Source organism: Nitrobacter winogradskyi, from assembly GCF_006539545.1.
Lineage (GTDB): Bacteria > Pseudomonadota > Alphaproteobacteria > Rhizobiales > Xanthobacteraceae > Nitrobacter > Nitrobacter winogradskyi_A.
This window is the reverse complement of the sequence record NZ_BJNF01000050.1, coordinates 40415-63105: the sequence shown is the minus strand read 5'-3', so window position 1 is coordinate 63105 and position 22691 is coordinate 40415. Positions and strand designations below refer to the sequence as shown.

Sequence of the window (22691 nt, the reverse complement as noted above, 5' to 3'; positions counted from 1 at the left end):
ACTTGGTAAGGCACATCGCCTGACGGCACTTCTCATGCCTCCGGCAGGAAACCGGCGGAGGCATGAGAAGGCGGTGAGCGATGTCTGCGCACAGTGTGCAGGTGCCGCGTTCGTCGCCGAGCGGGGCAAGCGGGGACTTTTTTCCGTAGAAGATAGATGTTCCGTCGATTTCTTTCGGATTTAAGCGAACCCGCTATTTCATCCTTGGGTCAAGCTCAGGGATAGCTCGGTCGAAAAGCTGTGGAAAGATAACGCGGATCGATTGAACGTGCCCGCGCGCAGATCCCGTTTTCTACTCCACGCGACTCCTACTCAACGGCGTTGCTTCAAGCATTGTCCCGAAAACGACGTTTCGGTTCGGCGGGATAGACGGAAAGAATAACCAGGACGGTTTCCTCCGCCATAGCGCTTTCGAGCGGAATGGATGTCCTGTTCGCGTGAAGAGAACGCGTCAAAAAAGGAATCTCAAGCTTCGCCTCTGATGCCATCAGAAGCGCGCATGCTTTGAGGTGCGGACCGCGCGAGGCGTTATCTGCCGCTTCCCACGTTACTGGATCGAGCCGCGATGCAGGTCGGCCTCGATCTGCAGCTTCGAGCCGCCGCCGAAGCGAGCGCGGTAGACCTGCAGGTTCTCCATTATCCGTTGCACGTAGTTGCGTGTTTCCGAGAACGGGATCAGTTCGACCCAATCCACCGCATCGACTCCCGGATCTCGCGGATCACCATAACGCGCGATCCATTTTTTGACGCTGCCGCGTCCGGCGTTGTAGGCGGCGAAGGTCAGGATATAGGAGCCGCGATAGTCTTCGAGTAGTCCGCCAAGTTCCGCCGCACCGAGGGCGGCATTATAGGCGGGCTCGGTCTTCAGGCGGCCAAGGTCGAAACTGGCGCCGTATTTCTTGCAGACGTATCGTCCGGCATCCGGCGTCACCTGCATCAGCCCATAGGCATTGGCCGGCGACACCACTGACGGATTGAACGCGCTTTCCTGTCGGGCGATCGCGTAAATGATGCTGCGCTCCACATCCGGTCCAATTGATCTGAACGGCGGAATGCCGCTGACCGGATAAGCGTAGAAATCGAATGGCAGTCCGCGGTTCAACGCGGCCTTGCCGGCGAGCAGCATTCCCCTCGCGTCGCCTTGGCGTGCGGCGAGTTCGCCAAGCCCCAACACGGCATCGGGGTCGCCGTTTGCGCCCATATCGGCAAGGATCGGAATCGCGATGTCGCTTTTGCCGAGAGCGTAGAGAAGCTGCGTTGCGCGTACGATCTCGAGCCGCTCGATTCCGCGTGACCGGCTGCCTGGAACGTTGCGCAGTTCGATCTGCGGCAGACCTAGCTTGGCGCGTGCGAGCTGGCCATAATAGCTGGTGGACTGCTCCGCGGCGGCGGCATAGGCGCGACGAGCCTCTTGGGCTCGGCCTGCCGCTTCGGCTGCGCGGCCCTGCCAGTAGCCAGCCCGTGCGAGCGCCGTCGGATTGACGCTGCCGACGCCGATGCGCGCAAAATGCCGGGCGGCGGTGTTGGGATCGTTCAAAAAGCGAAAAGCGATCCAGCCGGCGGTAAACTCCTGTTCGGTCTTGTAGATATCGCGCGCGGGGAGTGCCGCGTCGCGGGCGATGAGATAGGCGGTGCGGTATTGTCCGACGTCGATCATCTTGCGCGCGAGCAGCCGCCGCTCGATCCACCACTGATCGACATTATAAAGCCGGTTGGGATCCCGGGGCGCGCTCTGCATCAGCCGCGCGGCTTCCGCGAACTTCTCTTCGCGACGCAGGAGCTGGATATAGGCCAGGACATAGCCGGGATCGCGGTGAAGCTCACCCGGCACTCTTTCGATCAGCGCGCGCAGGCTGGACGATTTGCGGTCGGCCGCAATCCGCGCCTTGGCAAGGGCCTCGTGCGATCTCCCGAGCCGCTGGGCCGCGCGCATTCCGGCATCGCGGTCCTCGCCGTAAAGCATGTAATCCATGCGCGCTTTGTGGTCGCTCGGCGTGATCAGCGCCCCGAACATCTCCAGCGCTTTCCCCTCGACCGCGGCCGACATCGTATCGGTCCGCCAGGCTTCGCGGACCAACTGTTCGGCGCGGGCACGGTCTCCGCGCGCGAGCAGCGCGCTTGCGAGAGCGAACCGTCCCTTGGCTGATTGCGGCCGTTCGTTTTCGAACCAGGCCAGCACGGCGGCGGTGTCGCGATGGTCGTCCCACAGCGCAGCTTCCGCGCGGCGGCGCAGGAATGTCTGGGAGGGCCAACTCGGATTGGCGTCGATGAAGGCGCGATAGCGCTCGGTCGGCGCGCCGTTATCGTTGCTGCGCAGGATAAGCCACTCGGCGAGCTTGCGCGCCACAGGATCCGTCATGCCGGCCTGGATCTGCGTCGCCTCGGACGATCGCTGCCTGCGGGTCAGGTCGATGATCGTGTCGAGCGCGGCGAGATCGGTGCGCGGGGTCGATGATGTCGCCGCCATTGCGGCTTTCGGGACGGGTATGCGAGCCGATGGCGCGGGGAGGGTGGCGTGCCTGCGGGTGGCGGGCTGGATGACCGGAGCCGCGGTGGCTTTGTCCTTGTGAGGGGCGGCGGTTTTGCCATGGCCGGGAGCCGGCTTGGGAACGGCGTTGCCTGAGGGGCGCGACTTCGGTGCGGGAACTTTGGCGGTTTTTTCCGCCTGGGCGCTTCCGGCCCACAGCGCGGCCGCCACCAGGCTCGCCCCTAAAGCCGCCGTTCGTAGCTTTGATGCGCGGGCAGGCAATGTCACGGCAAATTCCTTTATCAGTGAACTAAGCGGACCCCTAAAATCTGATGACTATTTCATTGAATGTGTGGACAAAATACTAAAACCACCAACATCGGGCTCTTATGTCGCGACAACGGCGAAATCGCGGCCGTTGCTTCAGGTCGCGGACCTTTCGGAGCAGCGTCAGACTCGATATGACTGATGTAACAACTATAGCGTTTTCTGAGCGAAGCATGGTCCTCGGGCTTGACCCGAGGATGGAATCCGGTTCGCGAGAAGAAAACGCGTCAAAACAATAAACTAGAGCTTCGCTTCTGATTCAATCAGAAGCGAAATGCTCGAAATCGGCAAACGGCGAAGCCGCGCAACGTGTTGGAGCGGACTATGGCAAGCAGGGCGAAGTTCCAGGGATCATACACAGCCCTGGTGACGCCATTCAAAAACGGCTCCGTCGACGAGGCCGCTTTTCGCAGTCTGGTGAGTTGGCAGATCGGCGAAGGAGTTCACGGGCTGGTGCCGGTCGGCACTACCGGCGAAAGTCCGACGCTCAGCCATGATGAACACCGCAAGGTCGTGGAATGGTGCATTGAGGAGGCCGGGGGCCGGGTGCCGGTGATCGCGGGCGCGGGCTCGAATTCGACCCGCGAGGCGGTCGATCTGGCCTTGCACGCCGAGAAGGCCGGCGCTGACGCGGTGCTGGTGGTGACGCCGTATTACAACAAGCCGACTCAGGAAGGCCTGTACCAGCACTTCAAGACGGTGAACGATGCGGTCGGAATTCCTATCATCATCTACAACATTCCGTCGCGCTCGGTCGTCGATCTGTCGGTGGAGACGATGGCGAGGCTGTTCGAATTGAAGAACATCGCCGGCGTCAAGGACGCCACCGGCAATCTGGCGCGGGTCTCATTGCAGCGCCGGGCGATGGGCCCCGACTTCATCCAACTGTCCGGCGAAGACATGACGGCGCTCGCCTTCATGTCGGCGGGCGGACATGGCTGCATCTCCGTCGTCGCGAATGTCGCGCCGAAATTATGCGCGAGCCTGATGTCGGCGGTCCTGAAGGGCGACTATGCCGCCGGGCTCGAAATTCAGGATCGCCTGGTGCCGCTGCATGACGCTATTTTCAAGGAACCTGGTCTCGCCGGAGCAAAGCATGCGCTCAGGCTGCTCGGCCGGATCGACGAAATCGTGCGGCTGCCGCTGATGCCGGTAACCCCCCCGACCGGAAAGCTCATCCGTGAGGCCATGGCGCACGCCGGTTTGATAAACTGACTTGAAGCTGGAGCCTTTCCGCCTGATGGAAACGGAAGCCGGGCTCTCGGATTTTCATGTGACGCGTTTTCTTCACGAACCGGGTTATTCATCCACCGGGGCCAGCCGGGGTACATGCTTCGCTCGAAAACTATAACTGCCGCCGCGCGCGCGTCGGTGAAATGCTGTCGGAGATTGGCGATGTGGAAGGAATTTCGTGAGTTCGCGATGAAGGGGAATGTCGTCGACCTCGCCGTCGGCGTCATCATCGGCGCGGCCTTCGGAGGCATCGTTTCCTCGATGGTGGCCGACATCATCATGCCGATCGTCGGCGCCATTACCGGCGGTCTCGATTTCTCGAATTATTTCACGCCGCTTTCCGAGGCCGTCCACGCCTCGAATCTCGCCGACGCCAAGAAGCAGGGCGCGGTGCTGGCATGGGGCAACTTCCTGACGCTGACGCTGAACTTCCTCATCGTCGCCTTTGTGCTATTCATGGTCATCAAGGGCATGAACAGGCTGAAGCGCAAGGACGAGGCGGCATCCGCCGCGCCGCCGAAGCCCTCGCGTGAGGAAGAGTTGCTGACCGAAATTCGCGACCTCCTGAAAGCGAAGGTGTAGGACGGCGACGCCGTAGGATCGGCGTGGCCGCCCTCGAAAGATAACGCCCGGAGGTTTCAGGGATATGGCCGGCAAAGGTGAGCGCGCCATCAAGGTCGTCGCGGAAAATCGCAAGGCGCGGTTCAACTATGCGATCGAGGATACCGTCGAGGCCGGCATCGCGCTGACCGGCACGGAGGTCAAGTCGATCCGCAACGGCAAGACCACGATTGCCGAGTCCTATGCCGATTCAAAGAACGGTGAAATCTGGCTTATCAATTCCAACATCCCCGAATATCTGCAAGCCAACCGCTTCAATCACGAGCCGAAGCGGCCGCGCAAGCTGTTGCTGCACAGAAAGCAGATCAACAAGCTGATGGGCGCGGTCGATCGTGAAGGGATGACGCTGATTCCGCTAAAACTCTATTTCAACGAGCGCGGCCGGGCCAAGCTGTTGCTGGCGATCGCGAAGGGCAAGAAACTGCACGACAAGCGCGAGAGCGAGAAGAAGCGAGACTGGGGTCGCGAAAAAGGCCGGTTGCTGCGGGCGAGGGGATAAGCCGCAAGAGCTGACCGCCGCGGGTCCGGTCGTTAAACTTTGAACGATCGGTTTAACGTAATTTCAGGGTTGACGTGGTCTGCTCCCGGCATGCGCGTCAAACAGAAACGTGCCATTCGGCGGATGCGTCGCCGGCATCAGCGAGCATGGCTTGTCCTCGACCAGGTCGATGGCCGATCCAGATCCGAGTGCGAGGTGATGGACATCTCCAGCGACGGCGCGCGCCTGGTGATCGCCTCGGGCTTGAGCGTGCCGAAGCGTTTCGGGGTCGCGCTGGTGCCGAACGCGACTCCGAAGGAATGCGAGCGCGTCTGGCGAAACGGCGAGATGATGGGGATTCGCTTCACGGAGCCGGGATAGCCGAGAAAGCCCTTTCACTTCCGATGGAATCAGGAGTGGAGTTCTATAGCGCTTTCGAGCGAAGCATGTCCTCGGGCTCGACCCGAGGATGGGTACCGGTCCGCCATGGCGCGCATTTCAGCGACAGGTCAGATCGGCGCGCACTTTTGCGAAGACGCTCTCGAACATTTCGGGCGTCAGGACACGCGTATTGGTGTTGTAGCGGGAGCAGTGGTAGCTGTCATAGAGCGTGACCGCGCCGACATGATGCACCGCGCCGTGAGCGAAGGGGGCGGCAGCGGCCCGAATGCCCAGCGCCTTCACCGCGGAATCGTGCGCGACACGGCCAAGTGCGACAACCGCTCGCAAGCGGGGCATGGCCGCAAGCGTGGCGCTAAGGAATGCGCGGCAGGTGTTGATCTCGGCCGGTAGAGGCTTGTTCTGCGGGGGCACGCACCGCACCGCGTTGCTGATGCGGCAATCGATCAGTTCGAGTCCGTCGTCCGGGCGGGCCTGGTAGCGTCCGGCGGCAAAGCCGTATTTGAGAAGCGTCGCGTAGAGCAGGTCGCCGGCGTAGTCGCCGGTGAAAGGTCGCCCGGTGCGGTTGGCGCCTTGCACGCCCGGCGCCAGGCCGACGATCAGCAGGGCCGCGTCGGGGCCGCCGAAAGACGGCACGGGCGCGTTGAACCAGTCCGGCTCGCGCGTCCGCACCGCGAGACGATAGTCGACCAGCCGCGGACACAGCGGACAATCGCGGCCCGGCTCCGGCGAGGCGGACGTCGCGCCGGATCGGTGCGTTTCAGTCCTCAAAGTCGTCGTCATCGCTCCGGGGCGCCGCAGCGGTGGCGCGCTGCAGGAACTGCGGTGCGTGGTGGCGGGACTGTCGTTCCGACGGGTCGCGCCCGAGCTTCGGCTGCAATTCCACGAGATCGGTGAAAACGTCGGCCTGACGGCGCAGCTCGTCCGCGATCATCGGCGGCTGGCTTGCGATGGTGGAGACAACGGTCACGCGAACGCCGCGGCGCTGCACCGCTTCGACGAGGGAGCGGAAATCGCCGTCGCCCGAAAACAGCACGATCTGGTCGACGTGCTCGGCCAACTCCATCGCATCGACCGCAAGTTCGATATCCATGTTTCCCTTGACCTTGCGGCGGCCGCTGGCGTCGATGAATTCCTTGGTGGCTTTGGTGACCACCGTGTAGCCGTTGTAGTCGAGCCAGTCGATCAGCGGCCTTATCGAGGAGTATTCCTGATCCTCGATGATCGCCGTGTAATAGAAAGCGCGGACGAGGGTGCCTCTGGACTGAAATTCCTTCAGGAGGCGCTTGTAGTCGATGTCAAAGCCGAGCGTCTTGGCGGTTGCGTAAAGATTGGCGCCATCGATGAAAAGCGCGATCTTGTTGGAGGCAGATGGCATCGAGCGTTCTCGTGATCGTTGTGCGCGCTATTGGTGCGACTGAAGTCCAGCCTCACGGTTCAATGATTCAAATCGCGTTTCGCGAATCAGACTGAAGAAGACAATAGGCGCAATGAGGTTGAGGCAAGGGCAGCGTTGAGGATATAATGGAGAAGCAATGAAGCGAATTCTTGTCCGATCGGGGACTCTGTTCCGCTTCTCCGGACGCCGGCCTTCTGGCTCCCGTAACGGGTATCAGAGACCGGCCTTCGCGCCAAATGTTAAATTCCCTGTTGCGAAACCCTCAAACGCTCTATACCTAGCGCGTATATTCACCAGTTTCAGCCTCAACGGAGCGACAGGCGATGGCGCGCGTCACCGTAGAAGATTGCATTGATAAGGTCGACAACCGGTTTGACCTGGTTCTTTTGGCCGCACATCGCGCCCGGATGATTTCGTCGGGTTCGCAGCTGACGATCGACCGCGATAACGACAAGAATCCTGTCGTTGCGCTTCGCGAGATCGCCGAACAGACCATCTCCCCGGAGGATATGCGCGAAGAGCTGGTTCATTCCTTGCAGAAGTTCGTCGAGGTCGACGAGCCCGAGTCCGACACCGTGCCCTTGATCGGTTCGGCCGGGGCAAGCGTCGATGCGGACGATACCGAGGTCGCGGTCGAGCGCATGACCGAGGAAGAACTGCTGAAGGGCCTGGAGGGACTGGCGCCTCCCGAGGAACAGCCCGAAGAGGATGAATGATCGGCTCCTCACCGACTGGAGGTCTCCAACGTTTTCGAGCGAAGTGGATACCGGTTTGCGTGAAAAAACGCGTCAAAGTAAGATTATAGAGCCTCGTTTCTGATTTCATCAGAAGCGAATCTCTAAGCCCGGACCTGGTCCGGGCTTTTGCGTTCAGCCGACAGAGTTGATCGCCGCACCGGCTGCGCGGGTGTGCCCCGGCCTGGATAACGAAAACCAGCGTGCCTGAACGTCGAATTCGACTTTCGGCCGGAACAATCCGGAGCCTTTCCGTTTCCGACAGAATCAGAAGCGGTGCTCTATGATTTTGATTTGACGCGTTTTCTTCGCGCGAATCGGTAGCCACTTCGCTCGAAAACGCTATAGGTGTAGATACGGGGGTGAAGGGCGGTTTCCTCGCGATGAAGACACTCGGTTCTATGACAGGCTGGTCTGGCAAAAGGCAGCAGATGGAGGCCGCGACCGACCCGGTCGTGACGCCGCCGCCGCCGGCTGCCCCTGTCAAGCCGCCGCGCCCGCGCATGATGCGTCAATACGACCTGGTCGAACGCGTGCGCTCGTACAACCCCGACACCAACGAGGATATGCTCAACCGGGCGTACGTCTATGCCATGAAAGCTCATGGCGAACAGATACGGGCGTCGGGCGATCCCTATTTTTCCCATCCGCTTGAAGTGGCGGCCATTCTGACCGGCCTCAAGCTTGACGACGCCACCATCGTCGCGGCGCTGCTGCACGACACCATTGAGGACACCGAGGCCACCCGCGCCGAGATCGACAACATGTTCGGGCCGGAGATCGGCGCGCTGGTCGAGGGCCTGACCAAGCTGAAGCGGCTGGAACTGGTCTCGCGCGAGGCCAAGCAGGCCGAAAATCTGCGCAAGCTGCTGCTGGCGATTGCCGATGATGTTCGCGTGCTGCTGGTCAAGCTGGCGGATCGGCTGCACAACATGCGCACGCTCGAGTTCGTGCCGCCGGCGTCGCGTCAGCGCATCGCCGAGGAAACCCTCGACATCTACGCGCCGCTCGCGGGCCGCATGGGCATGCAGGAAATGCGCGAGGAGCTTGAGGATCTGGCGTTCCAGACCCTCGATCCGGAAGCCCACGGGGTGGTGGCGCAGCGGCTCGATGCGCTGGCCGAGCGTAACCGCAACCTGATCGGTGAGATCGAAAGCCAGCTCACGACCAGTCTCGCCAACAAGGGTATCGCCGCGCGCGTGGCGGGCCGTCGCAAGCAGCCGTTTTCGATCTGGACCAAGATGGAACGAAAATCGGTCGGTTTCGAGCAGCTTTCCGATATTTTCGGATTTCGCGTCGTGGTGCCTGATGTCGAAGCCTGTTATCGCGCCCTCGGGGTGGTCCACATGACGTGGCCGGTCGTGCCGGGCCGTTTCAAGGACTATATCTCGACGCCGAAGCAGAACGACTATCGCTCGATCCACACCACGGTGATCGGACCGGGCAATCAGCGCGTGGAATTGCAGCTGCGGACCGAGGAGATGGATCGTATCGCCGAGCACGGCATCGCCGCCCATGCCTTTTACAAGGATGGCGCGGGCTCGCCGACGGAATTGCTCAATCGGGAGTCCAATGCGTTCGCCTGGCTGCGTCATACCATCGAAGTGCTGTCGGAAAGCGCCAATCCGGAGGAGTTCCTCGAACACACCAAGCTCGAACTGTTTCACGATCAGGTCTTCTGCTTCACCCCGAAGGGGAAGCTGATCGCGCTGCCGCGGCACGCCAATGTCATCGACTTCGCTTATGCCGTGCATACCGATGTCGGCAACAGCACGGTGGGCTGCAAGATCAACGGCAAGTTTGCGCCGCTGTCGTCGCGATTGCAGAATGGAGACGAGGTCGAGGTTCTGACCTCGGCCGCCCAGTCCGCGCCGCCATCCGCCTGGGAATCGCTTGCGATCACCGGCAAGGCGAGGGCGGCGATCCGGCGCGCCACGCGAGCCGCTGTGCGCGGTCAGTATGTCAGCCTTGGCCGGCGGATCGTTGAGCGTCTGTTCATCCGTGCGAAGATCGAATACGCCGACGACAAGCTCACCGGCGCGTTGCCCCGGCTGGCGCGAGCCACGATCGAGGATGTCATGGCTTCGGTAGGGCGGGGCGAGATGCGCGCCGCCGATGTCGCGCGCGCGATGTACCCGGACTACAAGGAGGAGCGGGTTGGCGGCCCGGGCGTCAAGAAGAGCCTGACGGCGAAACTCAAACTGAAAACGCCGCTGGATCCCGCTCGCGGCCCGTCGGTGATTCCGATAGGCGGCATCAATTCTGACCTGCCGATCAAATTCGCGCCCAATGGCGGCGCGGTGCCGGGCGACCGTATCGTCGGCATCGTCACCCCCGGTGAGGGCATCACGATCTATCCGATTCAATCGCCGGCGTTGACGGATTTCGAGGAAGAGCCCGAGCGCTGGCTCGACGTTCGCTGGGATGTCGATGACACGGCGCCGCAGCGATTCCCCGCGCGCATCGTGCTGGATAGCCTCAATGAACCCGGCAGCCTTGCACAGGTCGCGACCGTGATCGCCGAGCACGACGGCAATATCGACAACATCAGCATGACCAGGCGTTCGCCCGACTTCACCGAAATGACCATTGATCTCGAAGTCTATGACCTCAAGCATCTCAGCGCCATCATCGCCCAGTTGCGCGCCAAGGACGTTGTGGCGCGGGTCGAACGGGTCAACGGTTAACTGGAGTTCGCTGCCGATTCAATCAGACGCGGAAAGGCTCTAGTGGAGTAAATTTGGCATTCGCGACCCATTCGGCCGCGCATCGCGGATGCGAATGTTAGAATCGGACCACTAGATGCTATGAAAGGGCGTCGCAATCGATCGTCCCTGACACTACATCCAGTTCTTCATTCGAGAGAGCACGTTCTTTAACGTCGCGATGCCGAGCTTCCGCGATGCGGAGCAGATCAAGAGTCATTCGATGTCCAGTTCTCAATCCCTACGCCTTGGAGTCAATGTCGATCACGTCGCCACCATCCGCAACGCGCGCGGTGGCGATCGGCCGGATGTGGTGCGAATAGCGCTTGCCGCGATCGCGGCCGGCGCCGACGGCATCACCGCGCATTTGCGCGAGGATCGCCGTCATATTCGCGATTCCGACATGGCGCGGCTCAAGGCCGAGATTGGAAAGCCCCTCAATTTTGAGATGGCGGCGACGGCGGAGATGCAGGGGATCGCGCTGGCCACCCAGCCGCACGCCGTCTGTCTGGTCCCCGAGCGGCGCGAGGAACTGACCACTGAAGGCGGTCTCGACGCGGCTGGCCAATACAACGCGCTGGCGCCTTTCATCGCGAAACTGAACGACGCCGGCATCCGGGTCTCGCTGTTCATCGCCGCCGATCCCAGGCAGATCGAGGCGGCGGCGAAACTGCGCGCGCCCGTGATCGAGATTCACACCGGCGGCTGGTGCGATGCTGTCGTCGAGGGTGACAGCGGAAAGGCGGATGCGGAGTGGCGCCGCATTGTCGAAGGCGCCGCATTGGCCAGGTCGGCGGGCCTCGAGGTTCATGCCGGCCATGGCCTCGATTACGCGACGGCGGAGACGATCGCGGCGCTGCCCGAGATCACCGAACTGAACATCGGATACTTCATGATGGGCGAGGCGCTGCTCGTCGGCATCGCCGAGACCGTTCGCACCATGCGAGCGGCCATGGATCGCGGACGCGCGACACTGAAGACGCGGACGGCATGATCATTGGCATCGGATCCGACCTGATCGATATCCGCCGGGTGGCGAAAGTCATCGAGCGTCACGGCGATCGGTTTCTCAACCGGGTCTTCACGGAGGTCGAGCGGGCCAAGGCGGAGCGTCGCGCCACCAATGAGAAAATGGTGGTCTCCACCTATGCGAAGCGATTCGCCGCGAAGGAGGCGTGCGCCAAGGCGCTCGGGACCGGAATCCGTCAGGGTGTATGGTGGCGGGACATGGGCGTCGTCAATCTTCAGGCCGGGCAACCCTCCATGATGCTTACGGGCGGGGCGCTGCAGCGGCTGCAACTGCTCACGCCCCCCGGCCTTGAGGTCCGCATTGACGTGAGCCTTACGGACGACTGGCCGCTGGCGCAGGCTTTCGTCATAATTTCGGCCTTCGCACCAGGAAGACCTTGAACCGGTTCCGGGCAGCTTAAACTAAAATATGTTGTTTATCAGTTAGTTATCTGTTTTTCGCGACGCGGTTGATTGCGTGGCCGCCAACAACCGTCTAAAACGCCGCAGGCTATCTAGATCAGGATGAATCAGCTCAAATCGTGACGAATTGCCTGCGGATTCGTCGACTGCCAGAATTCACTGCATTGTGTGCGGAGCGGGCGCGTTTCGCATAGAGGCGCTTTGCCATCGCTTCCAGGCGGCGGCCACCGACATAGGGAAGAGATGAGCGTGACATCCGGAACCAAAACTGAGAACGGCGTCGGCGAGACCATCCGTGTCGTGATCCACGCTCTTATCATCGCGCTCGTGATCCGGACCTTCCTGTTTCAGCCATTCAACATCCCTTCGGGATCGATGAAGGCAACGCTGCTGGTCGGCGACTATCTGTTCGTTTCGAAGTACTCGTACGGCTATAGTCATTACTCCATCCCGTTCTCGCCGCCGCTGTTTTCGGGACGGGTGTTCGGCTCCGAGCCGAGCAGGGGCGATGTCGTAGTGTTTCGTCTGCCGAAGGACAACACCACCGACTACATCAAGCGGGTGATCGGACTGCCGGGCGACCGCATCCAGATGAAGGAGGGCCTGCTGTACATCAACGACGCCCCGGTGCAGCGCGAAAGGCTGCCGGATTTCGTCGGTGAGGATCCTTGCGGCTCTGATGCGACGGCGCGCGTCAAGCAATGGCAGGAAACGCTGCCGAACGGCGTCACTTACAAGACGCTCGATTGTGTCGACAACGGATTTTACGACAACACCAATGTCTACGTTGTACCGCCCGGTCATTTCTTCATGATGGGCGACAACCGCGACAACTCGACCGACAGCCGCGTGCTTTCCGCGGTCGGCTATGTGCCGCTCGAGAATCTGGTCGGTCGCGCGCAGATGATCTTCTTTTCGATCGCGGAGGGAGAGCATGCCTGGCAGGTCTGGCGCTGGCCCGCCGCCGTCCGCTGGAATCGCATGTTCTCCATCGTACGATGATGGATGAATCGGCTGACATTAAGCCCGTTCCGACCTCCGAAGACGTAGCCGCGCCGTCGGGCACGGAGCCGGTGGCGCCTGTCCCGAAGAAGAAGCGCGCCCGGACCAGCACCAAGGCGATCATGGCGGCGATCGAACAGCGGCTCGGCCATACGTTCGCCGATATCTCGCTGCTCACAACGGCTTTCACCCATGTCTCGGCGCTGAAGTCATCGCGCGGACGCTGCGATAGCTATCAGCGTCTCGAATTTCTCGGCGATCATGTGCTTGGTCTTGTGGTCTCCGACATGCTCTACCGCGCGTTTCCCAAGGCGGACGAAGGCGAATTATCGAAGCGCCTGGCCGATCTCGTGCGCAAGGAGACCTGTATCGATGTCGCCAAGTCGCTCGATCTGCAAGAGGGCGTCAAGCTCGGCGCGGTCGGCGCTGGCGTGGGAGCGCGGCTGCGCCGGTCCGTGCTCGGCGACATCTGCGAGGCGGTGATCGGCGCGGTCTATCTCGATGGCGGCTATGCGGCGGCCTCTGCTTTCGTCGAGCGCAACTGGCTCGAGCGGATGCGCAAGCCGGTGCGGCCGCTGCGCGACCCCAAGACCGTGTTGCAGGAGTGGGCGCAGGGCAAGGGGCTGCCGACGCCGGTTTACCGCGAAGTGGAGCGTACCGGGCCGCATCACGATCCGCGCTTCCGCGTTGCGGTCGAATTGCCGGGGCTGGAGTCCTCGGAAGGTATCGGCGGCAGCAAGCGCGCGGCCGAGAAGGCCGCGGCATCCGCCATGATCGCTCGTGAAGGTGTCAAGTGAGCGAGGCCGGCCCGACCTCGCGATGCGGTTTCGTGGCGTTGATCGGGGCGCCGAATGTCGGCAAGTCGACGCTGGTGAACGCGCTGGTCGGCTCCAAGGTCACGATCGTCTCGCGCAAGGTGCAGACCACCCGCGCGCTGATCCGCGGCATCGTTATCGAGAACAACGCCCAGATCATTCTCGTCGACACCCCCGGAATATTCGTCCCGAAGCGGCGGCTCGATCGCGCCATGGTTTCGACCGCATGGAGCGGGGCCCACGACGCCGATCTCGTCTGCGTGCTTCTCGACGCGCGCTCGGGCATCGATGAAGAGGCAGACGCCATCCTGACGAAGCTCGCCGGCGTGGCGCATCCGAAAATTCTGGTGCTGAACAAGATCGACCTCGTTGCCCGCGAAAAGCTGCTGGCGCTGGCCGGCGCGGCCAATGAACGTCTTGCGTTCCAGGAAACGTTCATGGTGTCGGCGCTGTCGGGCGACGGCGTCGATGATCTGCGCCTCGCGCTGGCCGGGCGCGTGCCGGAAGGGCCGTTTCACTATCCGGAAGACCAGATGTCGGACGCCCCGCTACGTCATCTCGCCGCCGAAATCACCCGCGAGAAAATCTACCGGCATCTGCATCAGGAACTGCCGTATCAATCGACGGTCGAGACCGACAGCTGGACCGAGCGCAACGACAGGTCGGTTCGCATCGAGCAGACCATCTTTGTCGAACGCGACAGTCAGCGTAAGATCGTACTGGGAAAGAACGGCGCGACGATAAAGTCGATCGGCGCCTCCTCCCGCAAGGAGATCGGCGAGATTATCGGCCAGCCGGTGCACCTGTTTCTGTTCGTGAAGGTGCGTGAGAAGTGGGGCGACGATCCAAACCGTTATCGGGAAATGGGACTGGAGTTTCCCAAGGAATAGGCGGGGGCTACGGCATGACGATCCCGAGAAACGTGCTGCGGTTTGAGGTTCTGCTGTATCTTTCGCTCCTGATCGATACGTTGTCGGCTGCGTTCATCGCGCGTCCGTCCGACCGTGTCGATCGGGCGGCTGCGGCGAGCGCCGATACGTTCGTCGTCATGGTGTTCATTTTCTTTCTGCTGCTGGTGTGGCTCGCCGCACGGCAACGGAAGAATTGGGCGCGATGGGCGCTGGTCGTCGCGCTCGCGCTTTCGGTGCTGTCGCTGCTCGGTTCATTGAACGGTGGACTGACCCCGGCGTTCGCGATCGATTTTTTTTCAACCGGTCTGGCGGGAGCCGGTCTGTATTTTTCATTCTCCGATGACGCGGAAGACTGGTTCGAATGACGCGGCAAGCCGGTGCAATCGGATTGCTGCGAAAGGGAACGATACCGTAGGCTGACGCCATGGAATGGACTGACGACGGCATCGTGCTTGGGGTGCGGCGGCATGGCGAGTCCTCGGCGATCGTCGAGCTGTTGACCCGCAGTCATGGACGTCATCTCGGTCTCGTGCGTGGCGGGACCGGATCACGGATGCGTCCGCTGTTGCAACCCGGGAATTCGGTCAGCGCGCTGTGGCGGGCGCGGCTCGACGAGCATCTCGGTACCTACGCGCTGGAAGGAACGCGGATGCGCGCGGCGAGCCTGCTCGCCTCGTCACATGCAACCTATGGCGTGACCCATCTGGCGGCGTTGGCGCGCCTGTTGCCCGAGCGCGATCCGCATGAAGCCATCTTTGCGATGCTGGAACGGACGCTGGACGATTTTGATCAGGCGGGCGGCGCGGCGATCCATCTGATCCGGTTTGAACTGGCGATGCTGAGCGAACTCGGTTTCGGCCTCGATCTGTCGGCCTGCGCGGCCACCGGCGCAACCGGTGACCTCATCTACGTTTCCCCGAAATCGGGCGGGGCGGTGTCTCGGCAGGCCGGCGAGCCCTGGCGTGACCGGCTGTTGCCGCTGCCGCCGTTTCTGCGCGTCACCCATGACGAGCAAGACGGCTGGTCGGAACAAGACCTGCTGGACGGCTTCCAACTGACCGGGCGCTTCCTGCTGCGCCATGTGCTGGAACCGCGCGGGCAGGGCCATTCCGACGCGCGCGCCGGGTTCATCAATGCGGTGGTGCGAAAGCGGACAGCGGCAATTGCGGACGGCGCGCGCGTCATGGCTGAGTTGAACCCTCCCTCGACATGAGAGGTCATTCACGCCTTGTCGCCGGACTCGGCAGGCGTTAACCCGTCCTCATGGGAAAAAGATTGATTCCGGCCGAGCCGGCCGAAATTGCCGAGGTGCAGCTTCGGGAGGCGCTGGAAGAGCGCTATCTCGCCTACGCGCTGTCCACCATCATGCACCGCGCTTTGCCGGATGCGCGGGACGGCTTGAAGCCCGTGCATCGGCGTATCCTCTACGGGATGCGGCTGCTGCGGCTCGATCCAGGCTCGGCCTTCAAGAAGTCCGCCAAGATCGTCGGCGATGTGATGGGCTCATTCCATCCTCATGGCGATCAGGCGATCTACGACGCCATGGTGCGGCTGGCGCAGGATTTCGCCTCGCGATATCCGCTGGTCGACGGCCAGGGTAACTTCGGCAACATCGACGGCGATAATCCGGCAGCCTACCGTTACACTGAAGCGCGCATGACCGACGTGGCGCGGCTGCTGCTCGACGGCATCGACGAGGACGCCGTCGAGTTCCGCCCCAACTATGACGGCCAGAGTCGCGAGCCGGTGGTGCTGCCCGGTGGCTTTCCGAACCTGCTCGCCAACGGCGCGCAGGGTATCGCGGTCGGCATGGCCACCGCGATCCCTCCGCACAACGCAGCCGAGCTTTGCGACGCCGCGCTGCACCTGATCGACAAGCCGGACGCAAAGTCGAAGTCGCTGCTGAAATGGGTCAAGGGGCCGGACTTTCCGACCGGCGGCATCATCATTGATTCCAAGGAGAGCATCGCCGAGGCCTATGCGACCGGAAGGGGTGCTTTCCGTACCCGCGCCAAGTGGCATCGCGAGGAGGGCGCGCGCGGCACCTGGGTGATCGTCGTCACCGAGATTCCGTGGCTGGTGCAAAAGTCGCGGCTGATCGAGAAGATCGCCGAACTCCTCAACGAGAAGAAGCTGCCGCTGGTCGGCGACATCAGGGACGAGTCGGCCGAAGACATTCGCGTCGTCATCGAGCCGAAGTCGCGCAACGTCGATCCTGAACTGGTGATGGAATCGCTGTTCAGGCTCACGGAGCTTGAAAGCCGCATTTCACTGAACCTCAACGTCCTGATCAAGGGCAAGATTCCGAAGGTTGTCGGCCTCGCGGAATGTCTTCGCGAATGGCTCGATCATCTGCGCGACGTGCTGTTGCGGCGTTCGGCCCATCGCAAGGCGCAGATCGAGCATCGGCTGGAAGTGCTTGGCGGCTACCTGATCGCGTATCTGAACATCGACGAGGTCATCAGGATCATCCGCACCGAGGACGAGCCGAAGCCGGCCTTGATAAAGGCGTTCAAGCTGACGGAGGTCCAGGCGGAAGCCATCCTCAACATGCGCCTGCGCAGCCTGCGCAAGCTCGAGGAAATGGAAATACGTACCGAGGACAAGGACCTGCGGGCGGAACTCAAGGGCATCAATGCCGTGCTGGGCTCCGAAGCCAGGCAGTGGGAGAAGGTCGGCGAACAGGTGCGCAATGTGCGCGACGTGTTCGGCCCCAGGACGCCGCTCGGCAAACGCCGCACCGTTTTTGCGGACGCGCCCGAGCATGATCTCGCCGCGCTGGAAGAGTCGCTGGTCGAGCGTGAGCCGGTCACGGTCGTCGTATCCGACAAGGGATGGGTGCGGACACTGAAAGGCCACGTCGAGGATCTGTCGAACCTGTCCTTCAAGACCGACGACAAGCTCGGCTTCGCGTTCTTTGCTGAAACCACGTCGAAGCTGCTGCTGTTCGCCACCAACGGAAAATTCTACTCGCTCGACGTCGCGAAGCTGCCGGGCGGACGCGGGCATGGCGAACCGATCCGCCTGTTCATCGATCTGGAACAGGACGCGGCGTTCGTGTCGCTGTTCGTCCACACCGGCGGGCGCAAATTCCTGATCGCGAGCCACGAAGGGCAGGGGTTCGTCGTCAATGAGGACGATTGCGTCAGCACGACGCGCAAGGGCAAGCAGGTGCTCAACGTCGAGATGCCGAACGAGGCGAAAGCGATCACGACGGTCGCGGGCGATCAGGTCGCGGTCATCGGCACCAACCACAAGATGGTGGTCTTCCCGCTCGATCAGGTGCCGGAGATGGCGCGCGGCCGCGGCGTGCGGCTGCAGAAGTACAAGGGTGCGGGTCTGTCAGACGTTGCCGTATTCGATTCGAAGATCGGCCTGACGTGGAAGGACTCCGCGGGCCGCGAGCAGAGCTTGAGCTGGAAGGATCTGTCCGACTGGCGCGGCAACCGCGCCGACGCCGGACGCCTCGCGCACGGCCTGCCGAAGTCGAACAAGTTCGGCCGGGCGATTTGACCTCGTGCGCAGATATCTGAACGGATGCCGACGATGACCGTGACGATCTATCATAATCCGTCCTGCAGCAAGTCCCGCGACACGCTGGCGATAATCCGGCAAAGCGGCGAAGAGCCGGTGATTATCGAGTATCTCAAGCGTCCGCCGGACCGCGCGCGGCTTCGCGCGCTGGCTGACGCCATCGGGCTATCCATACGCGGGCTGCTGCGGGAGAACGGCTCACCCTATGCCGAACTCGATCTCGGCAATCCCAAATGGACCGATGACCAGCTTCTTGATTTCATCGTGGCCCATCCGATCCTGCTTCAGCGGCCCATCGTGGAAACGCCGAAGGGCGCGCGGATTTGCCGTCCTCCCGAAAGGGTGCTCGATCTGCTGACTTCTCCCGCCGTCGGGGAATACGGCGAGAACACCCAACGTTAGTTTCCGGCGTCTGGCGTACGCGCTTCGCGAGCGCTGAAGCCATGATCCGGACGATAAGTTGAGCGGGACCACTGCGTCGCGCCAAATAGGTGGTCACGAACCCGCCTGCGCCTCAGCGCTAAATGCATTTGCAAATGAGTTGCAATAAAGTTATACTTGGTCCATACGGGGTCAATGGATGTGAAAACACCTGCATTGACGCCCGAACCGGTACCGGAGCCGTCGCAGGGATCCCTTTCGACGAAGACTGGCTGGCATTCGGAAGCGTCAGCCCGTCCAAGCCTTGAGGAGGTCCATGCGACGGTGCTGGTTCCCGCGGACGGGCACTGGCTGCGCCGCCTTTTTGCCTTTGCGGGGCCGGGCTACATGGTCTCGGTGGGGTACATGGACCCCGGCAACTGGGCCACGGACATCGCCGGTGGCTCGCAGTTCGGCTACACGCTACTCTCCGTCATCCTGTTGTCGAACCTCATGGCGATCCTGTTGCAGGCGCTGGCGGCGCGGCTCGGTATCGCCGCTGGTCTTGATCTCGCGCAGGCATGCCGCGCCAGCTACTCGCGGCCCGTCAATTGCATGCTCTGGCTGGCCTGTGAGGCCGCGATCATCGCCTGCGATCTGGCAGAGGTGATCGGCACGGCGATCGCGCTGCAATTACTGTTCGGCATTCCGCTGATCGGCGGCGCGCTGATCGCGGCGCTGGATGCCTTTCTGCTGTTGCTGCTGATGAACCGAGGTTTCCGCTTCCTTGAGGCTTTCGTGGTCGCGTTGTTGATCGTGATCGCGGTTTGCTTTGCGATCCAGATCATTGCCGCCGCGCCGCCGGTCGCCGAGGTTCTGCGCGGCTTCGCGCCCTCGCGCGAGATCGTCACCAATCCTGAGATGCTCTACATCGCCATCGGCATCATCGGCGCGACGGTCATGCCGCATAATCTCTATCTGCATTCGTCGATCGTGCAGACCAGGGCTTATCCGCGCACCGACGAAGGCCGGCGGACCGCGATCCGATGGGCAACAGCCGACAGTACGATAGCGTTGATGCTGGCCCTGTTCGTCAACGCCGCCATCCTGATCGTGGCCGCAGCGGTGTTTCACGGCAGCGGCCACACCGAGGTGGCCGAAATCGGCGACGCGTTCAAGCTGCTGTCGCCGCTGCTCGGTCTCGGAATCGCCTCGACATTGTTCGCTGTCGCTCTTCTCGCCTCCGGCATTAACTCCACGGTGACGGCGACGCTCGCGGGCCAGATCGTGATGGAAGGCTTTCTGCATTTGCGGATGCCGATGTGGGCGCGGCGGCTCGTCACGCGCGGCATCGCCATCGTGCCTGTTATCGTCGTCACGGCCATCTATGGCGACAGCGGCACCGCGCAGCTTCTGGTTCTCAGCCAGGTCGTGCTGTCTATGCAGTTGCCGTTCGCGGTGATCCCGCTGGTCCGCTTCGTCTCGGACCGGCGCAAGATGGGTCAGTTCGCGATTTCAACCGGAACCGCCGTCGCGGCGTGGATCGTCGCTGGCCTGATCGTGGTCCTGAACGTGAAGCTGCTGGCGGACACGTTTGCCGGATAGACCGCGGCATGGGACGCAGGCCGGCCTGCTCTATTCTCTTGTTTCGTGCTGTGTTTCGCCGTCAGCATCCACCCGCAGCCAGCCCGTGGGCGCAAGGCGCTGCTGTGGCAGGAAGCGGCCCTTGTAATCCATCTTACGCGACCCCTCGATCCAGTAACCGAGATACACATAGGGCAGGCCCAGTTGTCGCGCGCGGGATATGTGATCGAGGATCATGAAGGTGCCAAACGAGCGGTGTTGCTCGGACGGATCGAAGAACGAATAGACCATGGAGAGCCCGTCACTCAACACATCGGTGAGCGCCACTCCCACAAGATCGCCGCGTCTGTTATCGCCGCCATCCGTGCCGCGCCGGCGATATTCGATGATGCGGGTTTCAACGTGGCTGTCTTCCACCATCATCGCGTAATCCAGCACCGTCATATCGGCCATGCCGCCGTGGCGATGTCTCTGGTCCAGATAGGCGCGGAATATCGAATATTGCTCTGACGTCGGCGTTGCGGCACGCAGGCTGCCGGCGATGTCGGCGTTGCGCGCCAGCACCCTGCGAGCCCCGCGCGACAACTGAAACTCATCAGCGATGACCCGTACGGAAACGCAGGCGCGGCACTGGTCGCACGCCGGACGGTAGGCGATCGACTGGCTGCGGCGAAAACCGCCATGGGTGAGCAGATCGTTGAGTTCGCCCGCCTTTTCGCCGACCAGATGGGTAAATACCTTGCGTTCGCTGCGATCGGGCAAATACGGACACGGCGAAGGCGCCGTCAGATAGAATTGCGGTGTGTCACGCGAGTGCTGGGTCACGGCGCCTTGTCAGTCTCCGAAACAGATTGTGCTCCAGCATCGCGCCCCCGAGGCTGACCGTCAATCCGGGTTGCCGCCATATCAATAGCTTCCAGATGGTTGCGCAGCGGTCGCAAGATCCGAGTTGATGATGACGGTTCCCAGCAACATGTCATGCAGCATGCGCCGCCGGTTGTTGAACAGGCCGACCATCAGGATCAGCGGCGTAAATATCGACACCGAGATCCAGAACAGGATCGCGTGCATGGCGCCGAGAACAAAATAGCTCCGCTCGCCGGACCAGGTTCGCATTTCCAGACCCATGGCCCGCATCCCGATCGTCGCCGAATGTCGGCCGCCGAGTGATGCGCCGTAATAGAAGACGGCCCAGATCAGGGAGGCGGGCGAGACCAGCCAGAACAGCGCCCATCCGAAGCCGAGCGTGACGATCCCAAGCATCGCGATGAAGATCACGCCGATGATCACGGGTATCGAAAGTACCAGCAGATCGATCAGAAACGCAAAAAAACGCCGCACCAGAACACCGCGAAACAGCTCGGGCTGCATCCAGAGGTCGAACGCGTGCCGCTGGAACCCGGCGGAGTCGCCGCCGCGGGCGTTGTCGGAGTTACCGTCGGTCATGTCCAGTCCTCCACGGCGCTCAGCCAAGAGACTTTCCAAGAGACTTTCCGCTTCTGATGGAGGCGGAAGCGTCCTTCGAGATGGCGACGTGCTGCCCGGGTTGCAAGCCCTGGGCAGGCCCGGAGGCGTGGACGGAACGATCGCGGGGAGGGGGCGCGTCAGCGGTTCTGTTTCAGTTTCTCCGCCGCTGCCGCCGCGAAATAGGTGAGCACGCCGTCGGCGCCGGCGCGTTTGAAGGCGACGAGGCTTTCCATCATCGCCCGGTCGCGATCGATCCAGCCGTTGCCGGCGGCGGCCGCGATCATCGCGTACTCGCCCGACACTTGGTAGGCGAAGGTCGGCATTCCGAACGTGTCCTTTACGCGCCGCACGATGTCGAGATAGGGCATTCCCGGCTTCACCAGCACCATGTCGGCGCCCTCGGCGATATCGAGTTCGACTTCGCGCAGAGCTTCATCGGAGTTGGCGCTATCCATCTGGTATGTGCGTTTATCTCCCGTGAGCGCCTTGGCCGAGCCGATGGCGTCGCGGAACGGGCCGTAAAACGCGGATGCATACTTCGCGGCATAGGCCATGATCTGCACATCGACGAACCCGGCCTCGTCCAGGGCTCTTCGAATTGCGCCGACGCGGCCGTCCATCATGTCGGACGGAGCGACGATGTCGCAACCGGCTTCCGCCTGCACCAGCGCCTGCTGGACCAGCACCGCGACGGTCTCGTCGTTGAGGATCCTGCCGTCCTCGACCAGACCGTCATGGCCATGACTGGTGAAGGGATCGAGCGCCACGTCGCAGAGCACGCCGAGGTCCGGAAACTCCCGCTTGATGGCCCGGACCGACTTGCAGACCAGATTCTTCGCATTGAGGGCTTCGCTGCCGGAGAGATCCCGCAGGGCCGGATCGGTATAGGGGAAGAGAGCGATGCAGGGGATGTTCAGTTCGAGCGCCCGTTCCGCGTCACGCACGCATTCGTCCACGCTGAGACGGTCGACACCGGGCATGGAGGGGACGGGCGTCCGCCTGTCGGCGCCATCGGCGACGAACAGCGGCCAGATGAGGTCGTCGGTGGTCAGAACGTTTTCGCGGACCAGGCGGCGCGCCCATTCCGCCTTGCGGTTGCGACGGAGCCGGGCGACGAGATCAAGCGGAGCGGCGGTGACTGCGGCATCGCGGCGGGGTCCATCCCGCATTTCAATGGGACGCCCGTATTTTATCGCCATGTTGCCGACACTCCTGAAGGCCAGA

General features: G+C 62.3%; 23 protein-coding genes. 17 read left to right on the top strand and 6 right to left on the bottom strand.

From position 1 onward, the window contains the following. On the top strand, nucleotides 1-184 hold a 184-nt coding region (locus NWI01_RS19325; protein WP_210242958.1), incomplete at its 5' end, for a hypothetical protein. 363 nt (nucleotides 185-547) lie between these two features. Here the strand turns inward: NWI01_RS19325 and NWI01_RS10130 are convergent. Further along, a complete protein-coding gene (locus tag NWI01_RS10130) occupies nucleotides 548-2755 on the bottom strand; it encodes a lytic transglycosylase domain-containing protein (RefSeq protein WP_141383725.1) in 2208 nt (735 codons plus the stop codon). Between the two features lie 363 nt (nucleotides 2756-3118). On the opposite strand from NWI01_RS10130, the gene dapA reads away from it, so the two are divergent. The 4 genes from dapA (at nucleotide 3119) to NWI01_RS19620 (ending at nucleotide 5507) form a co-directional block, all read left to right on the top strand. Further along, nucleotides 3119-4009: a 4-hydroxy-tetrahydrodipicolinate synthase gene (dapA, locus tag NWI01_RS10125; RefSeq protein WP_141383724.1), complete on the top strand. Its 891-nt coding sequence runs from the start codon at nucleotides 3119-3121 to the stop codon at nucleotides 4007-4009. 180 nt (nucleotides 4010-4189) lie between these two features. Beyond that, nucleotides 4190-4609 carry a large conductance mechanosensitive channel protein MscL gene (gene mscL / locus NWI01_RS10120; protein ID WP_141383723.1) on the top strand — a complete coding sequence of 140 codons (420 nt, stop codon included), beginning with the start codon at nucleotides 4190-4192 and terminating at the stop codon, nucleotides 4607-4609. Between the two features lie 64 nt (nucleotides 4610-4673). Next, on the top strand, nucleotides 4674-5147 hold the full coding sequence (smpB, locus tag NWI01_RS10115) for an SsrA-binding protein SmpB (protein WP_009797073.1): 474 nt from the start codon (nucleotides 4674-4676) through the stop codon (nucleotides 5145-5147). A gap of 198 nt (nucleotides 5148-5345) precedes the next feature. Further along, entirely contained in the window at nucleotides 5346-5507 is a 162-nt protein-coding gene (locus NWI01_RS19620) for a hypothetical protein (protein WP_244613713.1), read from the top strand. A gap of 117 nt (nucleotides 5508-5624) precedes the next feature. Here NWI01_RS19620 and NWI01_RS10105 read toward each other — a convergent pair whose 3' ends face one another. Then, complete coding sequence (locus NWI01_RS10105; RefSeq protein WP_141383721.1) at nucleotides 5625-6308, bottom strand: uracil-DNA glycosylase; 684 nt, start codon at nucleotides 6306-6308, stop codon at nucleotides 5625-5627. Then, nucleotides 6286-6903, bottom strand: coding sequence for a LabA-like NYN domain-containing protein (locus tag NWI01_RS10100; protein WP_141383720.1), 618 nt, complete (start codon nucleotides 6901-6903; stop codon nucleotides 6286-6288). Before NWI01_RS10100 ends, NWI01_RS10105 begins: the two co-directional genes overlap by 23 nt. Before the next feature lie 344 nt (nucleotides 6904-7247). On the opposite strand from NWI01_RS10100, the gene rpoZ reads away from it, so the two are divergent. From rpoZ to NWI01_RS10040, 12 genes are all read left to right on the top strand, one after another. Beyond that, on the top strand, nucleotides 7248-7640 hold the full coding sequence (gene rpoZ / locus NWI01_RS10095) for a DNA-directed RNA polymerase subunit omega (protein ID WP_011315179.1): 393 nt from the start codon (nucleotides 7248-7250) through the stop codon (nucleotides 7638-7640). A gap of 419 nt (nucleotides 7641-8059) precedes the next feature. Continuing rightward, a complete protein-coding gene (locus tag NWI01_RS10090) occupies nucleotides 8060-10345 on the top strand; it encodes a RelA/SpoT family protein (protein ID WP_141383719.1) in 2286 nt (761 codons plus the stop codon). 241 nt (nucleotides 10346-10586) lie between these two features. Continuing rightward, the gene (locus NWI01_RS10085; protein ID WP_141383718.1) at nucleotides 10587-11357 is read left to right on the top strand and encodes a pyridoxine 5'-phosphate synthase; all 771 of its coding nucleotides are present in this window, start codon (nucleotides 10587-10589) and stop codon (nucleotides 11355-11357) included. Further along, nucleotides 11354-11773 (top strand): holo-ACP synthase, encoded by a 420-nt coding sequence (gene acpS, locus NWI01_RS10080; protein ID WP_141383717.1) that lies wholly within the window; start codon nucleotides 11354-11356, stop codon nucleotides 11771-11773. Before NWI01_RS10085 ends, acpS begins: the two co-directional genes overlap by 4 nt. Nucleotides 11774-12037: 264 nt before the next feature. Continuing rightward, nucleotides 12038-12796 carry a signal peptidase I gene (gene lepB / locus NWI01_RS10075; RefSeq protein WP_141383716.1) on the top strand — a complete coding sequence of 253 codons (759 nt, stop codon included), beginning with the start codon at nucleotides 12038-12040 and terminating at the stop codon, nucleotides 12794-12796. Beyond that, nucleotides 12793-13593, top strand: a complete 801-nt coding sequence (gene rnc / locus NWI01_RS10070; protein WP_141383715.1) for a ribonuclease III — start codon at nucleotides 12793-12795, stop codon at nucleotides 13591-13593. The genes lepB and rnc overlap by 4 nt, the downstream gene beginning before the upstream one ends. Then, the gene (era, locus tag NWI01_RS10065; RefSeq protein WP_141383714.1) at nucleotides 13590-14501 is read left to right on the top strand and encodes a GTPase Era; all 912 of its coding nucleotides are present in this window, start codon (nucleotides 13590-13592) and stop codon (nucleotides 14499-14501) included. Before rnc ends, era begins: the two co-directional genes overlap by 4 nt. 14 nt (nucleotides 14502-14515) lie before the next feature. After that, a complete protein-coding gene (locus NWI01_RS10060) occupies nucleotides 14516-14887 on the top strand; it encodes a hypothetical protein (protein ID WP_141383713.1) in 372 nt (123 codons plus the stop codon). 59 nt (nucleotides 14888-14946) lie between these two features. Continuing rightward, entirely contained in the window at nucleotides 14947-15735 is a 789-nt protein-coding gene (gene recO / locus NWI01_RS10055) for a DNA repair protein RecO (protein WP_141383712.1), read from the top strand. Nucleotides 15736-15785: 50 nt separating this feature from the next. After that, nucleotides 15786-18035, top strand: a complete 2250-nt coding sequence (parC, locus tag NWI01_RS10050; RefSeq protein ID WP_141383711.1) for a DNA topoisomerase IV subunit A — start codon at nucleotides 15786-15788, stop codon at nucleotides 18033-18035. A gap of 33 nt (nucleotides 18036-18068) precedes the next feature. After that, nucleotides 18069-18458 (top strand): arsenate reductase (glutaredoxin), encoded by a 390-nt coding sequence (gene arsC, locus NWI01_RS10045; RefSeq protein WP_141383710.1) that lies wholly within the window; start codon nucleotides 18069-18071, stop codon nucleotides 18456-18458. A gap of 174 nt (nucleotides 18459-18632) precedes the next feature. Then, the gene (locus tag NWI01_RS10040; RefSeq protein WP_141383709.1) at nucleotides 18633-20021 is read left to right on the top strand and encodes an Nramp family divalent metal transporter; all 1389 of its coding nucleotides are present in this window, start codon (nucleotides 18633-18635) and stop codon (nucleotides 20019-20021) included. A gap of 30 nt (nucleotides 20022-20051) precedes the next feature. Here the strand turns inward: NWI01_RS10040 and NWI01_RS10035 are convergent, their stop codons facing one another. The 3 genes from NWI01_RS10035 to hemB all read right to left on the bottom strand — a co-directional run bounded on the left by NWI01_RS10035 (nucleotide 20052) and on the right by hemB (nucleotide 22666). Continuing rightward, nucleotides 20052-20825: an arginyltransferase gene (locus NWI01_RS10035; RefSeq protein ID WP_141383708.1), complete on the bottom strand. Its 774-nt coding sequence runs from the start codon at nucleotides 20823-20825 to the stop codon at nucleotides 20052-20054. Between the two features lie 81 nt (nucleotides 20826-20906). Continuing rightward, nucleotides 20907-21446: an RDD family protein gene (locus NWI01_RS10030; RefSeq protein WP_141383707.1), complete on the bottom strand. Its 540-nt coding sequence runs from the start codon at nucleotides 21444-21446 to the stop codon at nucleotides 20907-20909. Nucleotides 21447-21604: 158 nt separating this feature from the next. Continuing rightward, nucleotides 21605-22666 carry a porphobilinogen synthase gene (gene hemB, locus NWI01_RS10025; protein ID WP_141383706.1) on the bottom strand — a complete coding sequence of 354 codons (1062 nt, stop codon included), beginning with the start codon at nucleotides 22664-22666 and terminating at the stop codon, nucleotides 21605-21607. Between the last annotated feature and the right edge of the window lie 25 nt (nucleotides 22667-22691).

Coding starts and splice junctions, on each gene's coding strand:
- dapA (WP_141383724.1), top strand. CDS start 3,119: ATGGCAAGCAGGGCGAAGTTCCAGGGATCATACACAGCCCTGGTGACG.
- mscL (WP_141383723.1), top strand. CDS start 4,190: ATGTGGAAGGAATTTCGTGAGTTCGCGATGAAGGGGAATGTCGTCGAC.
- smpB (WP_009797073.1), top strand. CDS start 4,674: ATGGCCGGCAAAGGTGAGCGCGCCATCAAGGTCGTCGCGGAAAATCGC.
- NWI01_RS19620 (WP_244613713.1), top strand. CDS start 5,346: ATGGACATCTCCAGCGACGGCGCGCGCCTGGTGATCGCCTCGGGCTTG.
- NWI01_RS10105 (WP_141383721.1), bottom strand. CDS start 6,308: ATGACGACGACTTTGAGGACTGAAACGCACCGATCCGGCGCGACGTCC.
- NWI01_RS10100 (WP_141383720.1), bottom strand. CDS start 6,903: ATGCCATCTGCCTCCAACAAGATCGCGCTTTTCATCGATGGCGCCAAT.
- rpoZ (WP_011315179.1), top strand. CDS start 7,248: ATGGCGCGCGTCACCGTAGAAGATTGCATTGATAAGGTCGACAACCGG.
- NWI01_RS10090 (WP_141383719.1), top strand. CDS start 8,060: ATGACAGGCTGGTCTGGCAAAAGGCAGCAGATGGAGGCCGCGACCGAC.
- NWI01_RS10085 (WP_141383718.1), top strand. CDS start 10,587: ATGTCCAGTTCTCAATCCCTACGCCTTGGAGTCAATGTCGATCACGTC.
- acpS (WP_141383717.1), top strand. CDS start 11,354: ATGATCATTGGCATCGGATCCGACCTGATCGATATCCGCCGGGTGGCG.
- lepB (WP_141383716.1), top strand. CDS start 12,038: ATGAGCGTGACATCCGGAACCAAAACTGAGAACGGCGTCGGCGAGACC.
- rnc (WP_141383715.1), top strand. CDS start 12,793: ATGATGGATGAATCGGCTGACATTAAGCCCGTTCCGACCTCCGAAGAC.
- NWI01_RS10060 (WP_141383713.1), top strand. CDS start 14,516: ATGACGATCCCGAGAAACGTGCTGCGGTTTGAGGTTCTGCTGTATCTT.
- recO (WP_141383712.1), top strand. CDS start 14,947: ATGGAATGGACTGACGACGGCATCGTGCTTGGGGTGCGGCGGCATGGC.
- parC (WP_141383711.1), top strand. CDS start 15,786: ATGGGAAAAAGATTGATTCCGGCCGAGCCGGCCGAAATTGCCGAGGTG.
- arsC (WP_141383710.1), top strand. CDS start 18,069: ATGACCGTGACGATCTATCATAATCCGTCCTGCAGCAAGTCCCGCGAC.
- NWI01_RS10040 (WP_141383709.1), top strand. CDS start 18,633: ATGGATGTGAAAACACCTGCATTGACGCCCGAACCGGTACCGGAGCCG.
- NWI01_RS10030 (WP_141383707.1), bottom strand. CDS start 21,446: ATGACCGACGGTAACTCCGACAACGCCCGCGGCGGCGACTCCGCCGGG.
- hemB (WP_141383706.1), bottom strand. CDS start 22,666: ATGGCGATAAAATACGGGCGTCCCATTGAAATGCGGGATGGACCCCGC.